Raw genomic sequence first — 13,086 nt, forward strand, 5'->3', positions numbered from 1 at the left:
ACATTAGAAAAATTAATAATTTTACTGATAATAAGTAATAAAACTTATCAATATGGAGATTTATCAACTTGAATATTTTATAAAAACGGCTGAGGTATTGCATTTTACTAAAGCAGCCGAATTGTGTTTTGTAACGCAATCAGGGCTTTCGCAACAAATCAAAAAATTGGAAGAAGAACTTGGTTTGCCTTTGTTTAAGCGAATTGGCAAAAAAGTCCAATTGACAGAAGCAGGTTCGGTTTTTTTAATTCACGCCAAAAAAGTGGTCGAAAATGTCGAGAATGGTAAACAGGCAATCGAAGATTTAAATGAAATGATTGGTGGTGAATTGCGAATTGGCGTCACTTATATTTTTGGTTTACTGATTCTTCCGGTTGTCAACACATTTGCTAAAAAATATCAAAACCTAAAAATTGTTGTTGAATATGGAACAACAGAAGCTTTGGAACAAAAACTTCTAGATAATCAATTAGATGTCGTTTTGGTTATTTCATCACATGAAATTGAATTGCCCATTAAGAAAATACCTTTGTTTACTTCTCACATGGTTTTGGCGGTTTCGAGAACGCATGCTTTGGCAGCCTTAGATAAAATAGCTTTTAAAAAAATAGAGGAAATTCCGTTGGTATTGCCTGGAAAAGGATCGAATTCGAGAGAATTTGTCGAAGAGTTATTTCAAAAATTCAATATGAAACCCAAAATTTCAATAGAACTGCATTCGATACATGCATTATTGCAAATGGTAGAAAACAGTGATTGGGCGACAATTGTTGCAGAAATGGCGCTAAAAGGCTGGGATCAGCTTAAATCAATACAAATTACGGGTGTTGCAACTAAAAGAGAAGCTTTTATGTTGACGATAGGCGGTTACCAGAAAAAAGCGGTAAAATTGTTTATGGAAGAATTTCGAAAAAGCATTTAAAGTAATATTTGATTTTACTTTTGAAACTCATTTTTTTTTGTGTTCTTTGCAGACCAACAAAGAAAGGTGTCCGAGTGGTTGAAGGAGCTAGCCTGGAAAGCTAGTATATGGGTAACTGTATCGAGGGTTCGAATCCCTTCCTTTCTGCGAAATAAAATCCCCAATTTCATGTAATGAAGTTGGGGATTTTTGTTTGAAAAAATAAGTTTGCATTACGGTTTTCCACATTATTATATTAATTAAATTATTATATATTTGGCCCAATTGTCAATATATAAATTTAAATGGATTTGCCTCCTTACTCGCCAGGACTTCATAAACTGGTAACATTACATGTCGATGAAATTTCTAAATTAACCAACAGTCAGAGCTTTGTTGCTGTAACTGAATCTATTTTAGAAAAGTATGAACTTGAAAAAGTGGGCGTAGTTGTTCATGATTTTGACAACAATAGTTTTACCATTTCATTCTGCTTAAAAGAATCTCATATTTGCATACATACTTGGCCAGAATATAATCAGCTTACTTTAGATGTTTATTTGTGCAATTATCTTCAAGATAATTCAGAAAAAGTGCGTGCTGTAATGGCAGATTATATTGCTTATTTTGAAGCAGAAATTATTAAAGATTTTGAAATTAACCGTTAAGATATGAAGATTCCTTGTTACGATTGTAATGTAGAAACCGAATTAGAGGTTGGTTTTGAAGTAGTAAATTTTGTTTGTCCTATATGTCGAAGTCTATATGAAGCCGACGATGAAGGAAAATTTCGCAGGAAATCAAAATATAAAGCAGAAACAGAAACGTATCCGCTAGTTATTGGCGAAAAGGGTTTCTTAAAAGGAAGCGAATATAAGGTAACTGGTATCCTGAGAAAAAAAGTACATCCTGATTATAGATGGACAGAATTTATTTTGCAAAATGAAGCAAAAGAATTTCTCTATCTGTCCCTTTCAAATGGACATTGGATGATGCTTACCGAAATGGAAAAGATTGACGATCTTAAAAAAGGAGTTAAAGTTCTGGATTATGATGGTCTGGATTATGATCTTTTCGAACATTCAGATGCTGAAATAATCGATGCAAAAGGATTTTTTGATTTTCAGCTTCCAAACAAAAAAACGCATTTGGCTGAATTTATAAACCCACCGTACATTGTTTCGGTAGAAAAAGTGAATAATGTTCAGACTGCATTTCATGGCGAATATGTCAGTAAAAGTAAAATCAGAAAAGCATTTCCAGGAATAAAGCTTCCGTATCAGTTTGGAACAGGTATGATTCAGCCGTCACTTTTTGATCTTAAAAATACAGCTATTATTTTCTGCTGTGTTGCTTTACTAATTATTACCGCTAACTGGTTTATATATAAAGATCAATTTGAACAGAATGTTTTTTCGAAAACAATACAATTTAGCAAATTTGACAATAAAGAAATTACAAGTGACGCTTTTGTCTTAAAAGGTGGCTCAGCGCCAATGACAATTAAAGTTTCAACAGATGTCAATAATTCTTGGGCAAACCTAAATGTCGCTTTGGTTAATGAAGAAACTAATGATGAGATTTATGCAAATAAAGATATAGAATTCTATCATGGTTATGAGGGCGGAGAATCGTGGAGAGAAGGAAGTGAAAGTGAGGAGTTTAATATTTGTGGCGTAAAGGAAGGAAAATACCATCTTTTATTAACGCCAATGAAAGCTCCTGAAGATACTAGTAATAATGAAATGCGTATTAATGTTGTTTGGAACGAACCCTCAAGCAGAAATGTTTGGCTGGTTATTATCGCAATGGTTGTAATTTTCTTTATTATAAGATTCTTTAAAAATCAATTCGAAAAAAATAGATGGGCAGATAGTTCCTATTCAACTTACGACTATGAATAAAATTTCTGATTTCTTTAGTAATAACTGGGCTTCATTAGCAATTGGATTCTTTTGCTTTGGAGTTTATATGTACTTTGCTCTCGCAGGAAATAGAATCTGCGATTGCGAAACAACCGAAAAATATAGCACGGCAGGAAGCCGAACATCTTATAACCGTTTTTATCACAAATAAAAAATCAATTAATATGGAATTAATTCATGCTCAGCCAATAGTAAATTCAATTATTTATTCTTTTTTAGGAATTGTCATTTTGTTAATAGGTTATTTTATTATCGAAAAGATTACACCTGAAAATACATGGAAAGAAGTCGTAGAAAAAAGTAATGTTGCTGTTGCAATTGTTTTGGCAGCATTTATCATTGGAATTTCAATGATTGTTAGCGCAGCAATTCATGGGTAAAAAATTTTTTAGGTTTGAATTTCTTTTACTGTTTGCTGTATTTATTATTGCAACCTGTGGCCTTATTTATGAGCTTGTTGCAGGTACTTTGGCAAGTTATTTATTAGGCGATTCAGTAAAACAGTTTTCATTTATAATTGGAGTTTACCTGTTTTCAATGGGTATTGGCTCTTTTTTTTCGAAGTTTTTTCATAAAAACTTACTGAACACTTTTGTAGAAATTGAAATACTCGTTGGGCTCATTGGTGGCTTAAGTTCAGTGGTTTTGTTTCTGTTGTTTGAGAGTGTCGGTTCTTTTCAGTTCATTTTATATTTATTTGTTTTTGTAACCGGTTTTTTGGTTGGATTGGAGATTCCGCTTTTAATGAACATTTTAAAAGACAGAGTTGAATTCAAGGATCTGGTTTCAAATGTTTTTACCTTTGATTATATCGGAGCATTGCTGGCTTCCATTCTTTTTCCTTTGGTTTTAGTGCCAAAGTTAGGAATCATGGGAACTTCTCTTTTCTTCGGAATGATTAATGTGAGTATTGCAATTGCTTTGTGTTTTTTATTGAAAAATGAATTAAAAAAAGTATCACTTTTAAAAGCAAAAGCTGTTTTTTCGTTTTTATTACTGCTTGCTGTTTTTATTTTTTCAGATAAAATTTTAGCCTACTCAGAAGGAAAATTATACGGCGAAAATATTATTTATACTAATTCAACTCCTTATCAGCGAATTGTTTTAACGCATAATAAAAGCGATTATCGATTGTACTTAAACAACAATCTTCAATTTAGTTCGGCCGACGAATATCGTTATCATGAAGCTTTAGTTCATCCGGTAATGTCGATTGCTAAAAATGTAAAAAGTGTTTTGGTTTTAGGAGGAGGCGACGGATTAGCTGTTCGTGAAATACTAAAATACAAGGACGTTCAAAAAATAACTTTGGTCGATCTTGACGCTGGAATGACAAAGCTTTTTAAGACCAATACGGTATTAACGAATTTCAATAAGAATTCTTTAAATAATGCCAAAGTTACAGTGATTAATACCGATGCTTATATTTGGGCAAAAAGCTGTAAAGAAAAATTTGATGTGGCAATTATCGATTTTCCAGATCCGTCAAATTACAGTTTAGGAAAATTGTATTCTCTGAATTTTTATCAGACAATAAAAACGATTTTAAAGCCTGATGCCGCAGTTGTAATTCAGACGACTTCACCTTATTTTGCTCCAAAATCATTTTGGTGCATAAATAAAACGGTAATGCAGGTTTTTCCGCAAGTTGATGCCTATCATGCTTATGTTCCGTCTTTTGGAGAATGGGGTTATACGATTGCTATAAATGGTTTTGGAACTACTTTTAACGAAGTAAACAGAAAAGCTTCAGGGCTGAAATTCTACAATTACCAGTTTGACAGATTTAATTATTTTACCACCGATATGGTTTCGAATCAAGTAGAAATTAACCGTTTGGATAACCAAATTTTAGTACGCTATTTTGATGAAGAGTGGGGAAAACTACAATAAAGGAAGACGAAATTTCGTAAAAGGAATTACAGCTTCTTTGCTTTTGATTCCGTTTTTGCAATTTTGTTCTGATAAAATAGCCGTTTTGATGCTTCGGTTATCGGGAACCAATCATCTTTTGGGGCATCGGTTATGGATTAAAGATTTTCCTAAACCAACGGAACAAATCCAGATTCCGTATTTAATTATTGGCGGAGGAATATCAGGATTGAGTGCTGCGCGTGAATTTCATAAAAAAGGAATATCTGATTTTTTATTACTTGAAATGGCAGATCATTTAGGCGGAAATTCCTCAAATGGTGAGAACAAATATTCTAAATATCCCCTGGGAGCACATTATTTACCACTTCCAAATATGGAGGATAAAGAACTTCTTGCCTTTCTTGAAGAAGAAAAGATCATCAAAGGTTACAACGAAAAAGGGTTTCCTGTTTTTGATGAATTACAACTGACTTTTGCACCTGACGAAAGATTGTTTTACAAAAATAATTGGCAGGAAGGTGTTGTTCCGAAAGAAGGAAATTCGGCTGAAGACGATAAAGAATTTATAAGATTCTTTAAAGAAATGGATGCCTTTCGCGCGGGAAAAGGAGAAGATCAAAAGTACTTATTCGACATTCCGATTTCACTTTCTTCTAAAGATCAAAGTGCAAGAGCTTTAGATAAAATAACGATGCAAAAATGGTTTGAAAACAACAATTTCAAATCAAAACCTTTGTTCAATTATATTGATTATTGCTGTAAAGATGACTTTGGTTTAGGAATCGAATTTGTTTCGGCCTGGGCGGGAATTCATTATTTTGCCGGAAGGAAACAGAATGCCGCTTCAGATAAAAATGACAGCGTCTTAACTTGGCCGGAAGGCAATGCAAGATTAGCAACTCATCTTAAAAAATATACCGAAAAGAAAACCTTAAAAAATCATTTGGTTTATGACGTAAAGGTTGAAAACAATAAAGTTGTGGCAAAAGTTTTTGACGACGTTAGAAAAGTTTCTGTAGAAATTATTGCTGACAAAGCAATTATGGCGACACCACAATTTGTAAATCAATATCTTATAAAAGACCGAAAAGAATTTACAAAAGAGTTTCATTACACGCCTTGGCTTTTGGCAACTTTGATTGTCAATGATTTGCCGGATAATTTTAGTTTTCCGCTTTCTTGGGATAATGTAATTTATGATGCAAAAGGTTTAGGTTATGTTTATGCGCAAAATCAGACTTTGAATCAAATTCAGGACAAAAAAGTGATTACGTATTATTACAGTTTTTCGTCTGGAGATTTGAAGAAAACGCGAAAAGAAATTTATAAAAAAGATAAAGAATACTGGAAACAGCTTGTTTTTACTGATTTAAAAATTGCACATCCGGATATTGAACAGTATACAGAAGACATGGAAGTTTTTCTTTTAGGACACGGAATGATTTCGCCGGTTCCTGATTTTATTTTTGGTCAAGCCAAAGAAAATGCGGCGCAAAATATTGAAAACAGAATCTATTTTGCCCATACTGATTTATCAGGAATTTCGATTTTTGAAGAAGCTTTTCACCAGGGAATTAATGCCGTAAAACACATTTTGAATGATACAACCGTGGATTCATAAAGCCAAAACAGATTTTCTGTTTATAATTGGGCCATCATTTTTTGTGTTGGCTGTTGTTTTGCTTTTTCAGGATTCTATCATAAAAATCGAAAATGATTATTCGTTTTATACTTGGCTTTTTTTGATTGTTTTTATTGATGTGGCGCACGTTTACGCGACTTTGTTTAAAACGTATTTCGTAAAAGACGAATTTCAAAAAAGGAAGAAATTGCTAATTCTTCTGCCTCTTATTTGTTTTGCAATAAGTATGGTTTTGTTTCTTTTTGGAAGTTTGGTTTTCTGGTCTTTTCTGGCTTATGTTGCTGTTTTTCATTTTATAAGGCAACAATATGGTTTTATGCGATTATATGTCAGAAATGAAGTGAAAACGACCTTTTCGGCCTTGATAGATAATCTTGCAATTTATGCATCGACGGGTTACCCAATGTTGTTTTGGTTTTTATCACCTGAAAGAAAGTTCAACTGGTTTGTTGAAGATGAATTTTTTCATTTTGAGAATAAAGCGCTTTTAGATGTTTTGTTTTGGATTTATATTGCAATTCTTGCGTTATATATCGTGCGAACAATAGTTGTTTCTCTTCAAAAACAGTTTTTCAATATTCCTAAAAACGCTATTATTTTAGGAACTGCGCTTTCGTGGTATTTTGGGATTGTTTATTTTAATGATGATCTAATTTTTACTTTGCTGAATGTTGTATCGCACGGAATTCCGTATATGGCATTGATTTATTTTAGAGAAGTTGAAAAAAGATCGGATAGCGAAAAAGGAATTTTTAGCTTTATTAAAAGTTATAATGCGGTATTTGTATATGTGCTGATTTTATTGATAATTGCTTTTTCAGAAGAATTTCTGTGGGAATTTTTTGTTTGGAAAGAGAATATTTCGATAACCAATTTTGATTTTTCTAGTTGGCAATTTTTATTGGTGCCACTTTTGAGTGTGCCGCAGTTTACACATTATTTGCTGGATGGTTTTATCTGGAAATCTAAGAAGCCGGGCTCATAACTTCATGAAAAAACGAAAACATCTAGTCTAGCCCCGATAGAAGCGGTATCTCCCGATTTAGAAAAATAAGGCTTTTTAGCCGTAGTTTTTGTTTATCGGGAATATAGCGGATAGCGGGACTAAACGTGTTTTGAAAACTGATTTTTCTGCTTCTAAAAAATCTAATCCTGCAAAGCCATTTTTACCTTTGGCAACATACGATCAACAAACAATTTATAAGCTGTTTCAGAAGGATGAAGGCCATCTGAAGCGACTAAATTCGGGTTGTTTAATCCTAATCTTGTAATGTCGGTTATAGAAATAAAAGTAACATTGTTTGCTATACAATGATTTTCTGCAAAAGTGTTGTACTGATTTATTTCATTTGAAATTTTCATGCGGTTTTCATTCGTATAATTCTTGGTAAATGGAGTGTACGCATAATCTGGAATCGAAAGTACAATTACATTTTTTTTGTCGCCTTTCGCTAATGCAATTGCTTTTGTGAGCAATTGTGGAAATTCTTTTTCATAAACCGAGAAATCCTGATGCTGATATTGATTGTTTACGCCAATTAAAAGTGTCACTAAATCATAATTGGAATCGGGATTTTGAGTGTTTATTGCCGAAATTAAATCGCTCGTTGACCATCCGGTTTGAGCAATAATTTTTAAGGAAAAAGCAGTTTCGGGATAAATTGTTTTTAGTTTGGTTTTAAGCTGTTCAGGATAACGGCAAGTTTCGCAAACGCTTTGACCAATAGTATAACTGTCGCCGAGAGCCAGATAATTTATGGATGAGGCGATTGGAGTTGTTGGAACTTCTGAAGTTGGAGGTGTGGGCTGAGGTACTGCAGTATTTTCAGAATCTGATTGTTCAGCGCTGCAACTCAATAGGAATATAGAGAGTATAACAATAACTATTTGTTTGAAATGCGGTTTCATAATTTTGACAAATTAAATTTGAAGTCATTTTAAACAAATAGTTACGTTAAATATTTGTGTTCGGTTTTAGACCATTTCTGCTTTTAAGGCAATTTCTTCCTCAATGGCATTCCAAAGCCCGATACGTTTTTCAAGAGCTAAAATAGAAACTTCTTCCACTTCTTTCCATTTTTGAGCATCGTCTTCGCACAAATCGGTGATCATTTGCATGGCCATTGGTCCGTGCTCATCTGCATCAAGTTCGATATGTCTTTCAAAGTAATAAAGCAGTTTTGCTAAATCAACTTCTGGAAGATTTTTTTGAAAGTTTTTCAAGATTTCAGTAAACATGCTCGGAATCAAATCTTCTCTTCCAAAAGTAAAAGCAGCAGCGATTTGATGCGGTTTTCCTTCTTCGATAACTCTAAATGTAAAATCCAAGAAAGCTTTTATTTCAGGATGAAGTGAACTCTGTTTAATCGCAACAAAAATATTGTGAAGCGAATGTACTTCGGCTAAAAATTTATTGATTCCTGTTGTATCAGCACCGCAGTCTTCCATTGCTTCAAGATACATTTCGTAATGGCTTTGTCTTCTTCCGTCAATCGTTAAATCGGTTTCTTCAGCAAGAACAATTTCATTGATCAAATATCTTGTTTCTGGGTTTTTAGTGGCAAACCAAGGTGTTGTTGTACAAGTTAATTTGGCTTGTAAAGCTTTTAACAATGACATAAAATCCCAAACAGCAAAAACATGATTTTCTAAAAAACTATGCAAGTCATCAATATTTTGAATTTTGCCGTATAAAGAGTGGTTTAAAAGCTGGTCTTTTTGAGGTTGAATGCTATTGTTTATAGTTTCAATATTCATTTATGTAAATTTTGTGCAAAGATAAAAAGCTTCTCGATTAGAAGAAGCTTTTTAAATTGATTTTGTATATAATTTAATAGTTGTTTATGATTTAAATGCTGGAATTCCAGTCACATCCATTCCGGTAATCAATAAATGAATGTCGTGTGTTCCTTCATATGTGATGACACTTTCAAGGTTCATCATATGGCGCATAATTGAATATTCGCCTGTGATTCCCATTCCACCTAACATTTGTCTGGCTTCGCGTGCGATATGAATCGCCATATCAACATTATTACGTTTTGCCATCGAAATTTGAGCTGTTGTTGCTTTTCCTTCGTTTCTCAAAACGCCTAAACGCCAAGTTAATAATTGTGCTTTTGTGATTTCGGTAATCATTTCGGCTAATTTTTTCTGCTGTAATTGCGTTCCTCCAATTGGTTTTCCAAACTGGATTCTTTCTTTAGCATATCGTAAAGCCGTGTCATAACAATCCATTGCAGCGCCAATTGCACCCCAAGCAATTCCGTATCGAGCTGAATCTAAACAGCCAAGCGGTGCGCCTAATCCAGATTTGTTTGGTAAAAGATTTTCTTTAGGAACTTTTACGTTGTCAAAAATCAATTCTCCAGTTGATGATGCACGAAGTGACCATTTGTTATGCGTTTCAGGAGTTGTAAAACCTTCCATACCACGTTCTACAATTAAACCGTGAATTCTTCCTTCTTCATTTTTTGCCCAAACTACTGCAATGTCAGCAAAAGGAGCATTTGAAATCCACATTTTGGCACCATTTAAAAGATAATGATCACCCATATCTTTAAAATTTGTAATCATACTTCCTGGATCAGAACCATGATCCGGTTCAGTTAAACCGAAACAGCCCATGAATTCTCCTGTTGCCAGTTTTGGCAAATATTTCATACGTTGCTCCTCATTTCCATATTTCCAGATTGGATACATTACTAATGAAGATTGCACAGATGAAGTAGATCTCACGCCTGAATCGCCTCTTTCGATTTCCTGCATAATTAAACCGTATGAAATTTGGTCTAAACCAGCACCGCCGTATTCCACAGGAATATATGGTCCGAAACCGCCAATTTCTCCAAGCCCTTTAATAATTTGTTTTGGAAATTCTGCTTTTTGAGCATATTCTTCAATAATGGGAGAAACTTCTCTTTTAACCCATGCACGTGCCGACTCTCGAACTAATTTATGTTCGTCAGTTAATAAATCGTCAAGGTTGTAATAATCTGGAGCTTGAAATAAATCTGGTTTCATTTTTGATATGTTTTACAGAAACAAATTTACGTAATAAAAATATAACAAAACAAAGCTAAATTGTTATATTTTTTTAGGTTTGTTGCAAAATTAACAAGACTATAGTAAATAAATTTTAGTTTATTGAAAATTTATAAGCTATTTTTGGTATCCAAAAACATATTAATGAGGCTAATCATCTCTTTTTTAATTCTTTTTGTTTTTAATACGAGCTTTGCCCAAAAGACTCAAATTAATGAACAAGAATATTTAGCGTTGCAGGATAAAATTCGATTTAGTATGAATACTAATGTCGAACAGGGAATCGTATACGCTAAAGAATTGATGAAATCTAATAATAACAAGCATTTGGCTTTTGCTAATGGCGCAGCTTCTTATTTGTATCAAATGGATGGCAATCTTCCTAAATCTGAAGAAACATCTAAAAAGTCCTTTCTCTATTTAGACAAAATGCCAGAATCTAAAGAAAAAACCAAATTAAAAGGCTATCTATATAATTACAGAGGTTTAACCGAATGGAAAAGAGGCAACTTAAGTGAAGCGCTTGAAAATTATCAAAAAGGTGTTAAATTTTCTTTAGAAGTTGAAGATGTTATTCAGGTCGTTAAGTTTAAAAGCAACATTGCTCTTATTAATGAAGAAGTGGGGAACTATCAGTTGGCGATTAAAAATTTAAGACAAAATAACGATTTCATTGATAAAAATGAAAGGGTTTATCCGAAGGAGCAATTTCAAAACAGCAAAAGCAATATCAATTTAGATTTAGGCGGTTCATATGAAGGATATTATATGAAAAACCGAGATAAAAAGTATTTACTTGATTCGGCTGAATTTTTTTATAAAAAAGCAGTTACTTATTCTCAAAATTTCACCAATAATAAAATTGCTGCAAAAATGAGTTTAGGGAATATTTACCTAATGAAGAATGATAAAGAGAATGCTGAAAAAACATATTATGATATTTTGTTTTTATCGAAGCAAAATAATTCAGAAGGTTTATATAAAATGGCAAATTACAATTTAGGTGATTTATATTTTTACAATAAAAAGTATGACAAGGCTTTAGTTTGTTTGAAAAAAGTTGATTCTATTTCACTTAAAAACAAAGTTCTAGATGATAGTTATTTGAAATCTAATTATTTGCAGGCTAAGATTTATAGCGCAATGAATAAACCAGATGAAGCCTATAAACATTCAAAAATTTATTTGAGTGCTTATGAGAAATCTGAATCAAAATTGAGAGACGAGGCACAGGAGGTAAACTATAAATTAGGCGTTGAAGATTTGAGTACTGAAATGATTAATATTCAGGAAAAATATAAATATGATGTTTTAATAAACAAAGCTTTAAAAGTATTTTATGTAGTTCTTGTTTTGGGAATTGTATTTTTTCTGATCAAAAATATCAGAGACAAAAACAAAGCGCATAAAAAAATGAATGCTTTAATTGAAGAGTTTAAAGCTAATATTGAGAAAAAAGAAAATCCTCCAATCCTTGCGGCGGCCGAAGTTTTAGAAGAAGAAGAGATTCAGCTTAAAAAGGAAAATGTCAATTTAAGTATCGATGAAGCTAAGGAAAATAAGATTGTCGAAAAATTATTGGCACTTGAAAACAAGCTCGAATATCTAAATGCGGATTTTACATTGCCGTATGTGGCCAAGAAAATTAAAACCAATACCACTTATTTGTCTTACGTTGTAAACAAACGATTTGGAAAATCATTTGGAGAATACTCGAATGAACTTAAAATCAATTATGTAATCAACCAAATGATTACGAATCATATGTATCGAAAATATTCAACACAGGCAATTGCCGAAAGTGTTGGTTTTAAAAATGCCGTTTCGTTTGCAAAATCATTCCGTAAAAGAACGGGTGTTTCTCCAGCTCAATTTGCTAGTAATATTTAAATTGTTGATTGAGCATTTTTTAAAAGGGAATAAATTTCTTTTTAGCTCAGAATTATTAGCGTTCCAATACTGAAATATAGAATTTAATGTAAAAAATAATTCGCAAACTAAGCAGATTTTATAATTGTTTAGTTTGCGAATTTATGTGGTAAAAAACTATTTAAACTCTAGAGCTAAATTGATTCTTAGTTCAAGAATTTATCCATTTCCTCCTTTTCCTCTGCTTGGATCATATGGAGGAGTGATGTCGCCGTCATCTCCGCCGCGAACAATTTTTTGTTCTGTTCTAGTTAACTTTTCAGCTTCGAAATCTTCGAATTTTGTTTTTATCGTTTTCATAATTAAATATATTTAGGTTTATAGTGATATTGATATGGATATTTTTGGTAGTGAAATTCTTAAAGCTTGTTCTTCTTCATCTCCGTTTCCTCCTTTTCCTTTGCTTGGATCATATGGAGGATCGGTTTCACCATCACCGCCACGAACAAATTTTTGTTCTATTCTAGTTAATTTTTCAGCTTCGAAATCTTCAAATTTTAATGTCTTATTTGCCATGATTTTACTTATTATGTTTATTGATATTCAAAGCTAGACAAAATGCAAAACCTTTCGTCGAGATTTGGGTTTTGACACTTTTGTCAAGAAAAATTTCAGTGTAAATAATTGTTTTTCAAGCAATTACAACTCGTAGTTAGATTGGTATAATTTATAAATTGTATGTAGTATAATTGATAAAATGTCTACCAACAGTCGTTTTTTCTCGATAAAAACCACAATATTTGTACTGTAATTATGATTTAAAGCAGTCT

The 13,086-nt window shown here is 32.6% G+C and carries 14 protein-coding genes and 1 tRNA gene; 10 read left to right on the forward strand and 5 right to left on the reverse strand.

Going from position 1 to position 13,086, the window contains the following annotated elements; genetic code table 11:
* Positions 1-52: 52 nt before the first annotated feature.
* The 9 genes from RB619_RS06195 to RB619_RS06235 all read left to right on the forward strand — a co-directional run bounded on the left by RB619_RS06195 (position 53) and on the right by RB619_RS06235 (position 7,328).
* The gene (locus tag RB619_RS06195; RefSeq protein ID WP_308095458.1) at positions 53-922 is read left to right on the forward strand and encodes a LysR substrate-binding domain-containing protein; all 870 of its coding nucleotides are present in this window, start codon (positions 53-55) and stop codon (positions 920-922) included.
* A gap of 60 nt (positions 923-982) precedes the next feature.
* Positions 983-1,069: transfer RNA gene (locus tag RB619_RS06200), tRNA-Ser, on the forward strand.
* Positions 1,070-1,206: 137 nt separating this feature from the next.
* Complete coding sequence (locus RB619_RS06205) at positions 1,207-1,569, forward strand: S-adenosylmethionine decarboxylase (RefSeq protein ID WP_308095461.1); 363 nt, start codon at positions 1,207-1,209, stop codon at positions 1,567-1,569.
* Between the two features lie 3 nt (positions 1,570-1,572).
* Complete coding sequence (locus RB619_RS06210; RefSeq protein WP_308095463.1) at positions 1,573-2,805, forward strand: DUF4178 domain-containing protein; 1,233 nt, start codon at positions 1,573-1,575, stop codon at positions 2,803-2,805.
* Positions 2,798-2,977 carry a hypothetical protein gene (locus tag RB619_RS06215; protein WP_229353191.1) on the forward strand — a complete coding sequence of 60 codons (180 nt, stop codon included), beginning with the start codon at positions 2,798-2,800 and terminating at the stop codon, positions 2,975-2,977. Before RB619_RS06210 ends, RB619_RS06215 begins: the two co-directional genes overlap by 8 nt.
* Positions 2,978-2,990: 13 nt before the next feature.
* Positions 2,991-3,206: a DUF350 domain-containing protein gene (locus tag RB619_RS06220; RefSeq protein WP_308095467.1), complete on the forward strand. Its 216-nt coding sequence runs from the start codon at positions 2,991-2,993 to the stop codon at positions 3,204-3,206.
* Positions 3,199-4,719 (forward strand): polyamine aminopropyltransferase, encoded by a 1,521-nt coding sequence (locus tag RB619_RS06225; protein ID WP_308095469.1) that lies wholly within the window; start codon positions 3,199-3,201, stop codon positions 4,717-4,719. The genes RB619_RS06220 and RB619_RS06225 overlap by 8 nt, the downstream gene beginning before the upstream one ends.
* The gene (locus RB619_RS06230) at positions 4,694-6,322 is read left to right on the forward strand and encodes an NAD(P)-binding protein (RefSeq protein WP_308095471.1); all 1,629 of its coding nucleotides are present in this window, start codon (positions 4,694-4,696) and stop codon (positions 6,320-6,322) included. Before RB619_RS06225 ends, RB619_RS06230 begins: the two co-directional genes overlap by 26 nt.
* Positions 6,300-7,328 (forward strand): hypothetical protein, encoded by a 1,029-nt coding sequence (locus RB619_RS06235; RefSeq protein WP_308095473.1) that lies wholly within the window; start codon positions 6,300-6,302, stop codon positions 7,326-7,328. The genes RB619_RS06230 and RB619_RS06235 overlap by 23 nt, the downstream gene beginning before the upstream one ends.
* Positions 7,329-7,489: 161 nt before the next feature.
* On the opposite strand, the gene RB619_RS06240 is transcribed toward RB619_RS06235, so the two are convergent.
* From RB619_RS06240 to RB619_RS06250, 3 genes are all read right to left on the reverse strand, one after another.
* Positions 7,490-8,251 carry an SGNH/GDSL hydrolase family protein gene (locus tag RB619_RS06240; RefSeq protein ID WP_308095475.1) on the reverse strand — a complete coding sequence of 254 codons (762 nt, stop codon included), beginning with the start codon at positions 8,249-8,251 and terminating at the stop codon, positions 7,490-7,492.
* Positions 8,252-8,317: 66 nt separating this feature from the next.
* Entirely contained in the window at positions 8,318-9,100 is a 783-nt protein-coding gene (locus RB619_RS06245; protein ID WP_308095477.1) for a DUF3050 domain-containing protein, read from the reverse strand.
* 84 nt (positions 9,101-9,184) lie between these two features.
* Complete coding sequence (locus RB619_RS06250) at positions 9,185-10,366, reverse strand: acyl-CoA dehydrogenase family protein (protein ID WP_308095479.1); 1,182 nt, start codon at positions 10,364-10,366, stop codon at positions 9,185-9,187.
* Positions 10,367-10,531: 165 nt separating this feature from the next.
* Between RB619_RS06250 and RB619_RS06255 the strand changes: the two genes are divergently transcribed.
* A complete protein-coding gene (locus tag RB619_RS06255) occupies positions 10,532-12,277 on the forward strand; it encodes a helix-turn-helix domain-containing protein (RefSeq protein ID WP_308095481.1) in 1,746 nt (581 codons plus the stop codon).
* 198 nt (positions 12,278-12,475) lie between these two features.
* On the opposite strand, the gene RB619_RS06260 is transcribed toward RB619_RS06255, so the two are convergent.
* Both RB619_RS06260 and RB619_RS06265 read right to left on the reverse strand, forming a co-directional pair.
* Positions 12,476-12,616 (reverse strand): rSAM-modified peptide, encoded by a 141-nt coding sequence (locus tag RB619_RS06260; protein WP_308095483.1) that lies wholly within the window; start codon positions 12,614-12,616, stop codon positions 12,476-12,478.
* 18 nt (positions 12,617-12,634) lie between these two features.
* The gene (locus tag RB619_RS06265; RefSeq protein WP_308095485.1) at positions 12,635-12,832 is read right to left on the reverse strand and encodes a hypothetical protein; all 198 of its coding nucleotides are present in this window, start codon (positions 12,830-12,832) and stop codon (positions 12,635-12,637) included.
* Positions 12,833-13,086: the final 254 nt, after the last annotated feature.

The sequence above is a fragment of the Flavobacterium sp. LHD-80 genome (assembly GCF_030929605.1).
In the GTDB taxonomy this organism is placed as follows: domain Bacteria; phylum Bacteroidota; class Bacteroidia; order Flavobacteriales; family Flavobacteriaceae; genus Flavobacterium.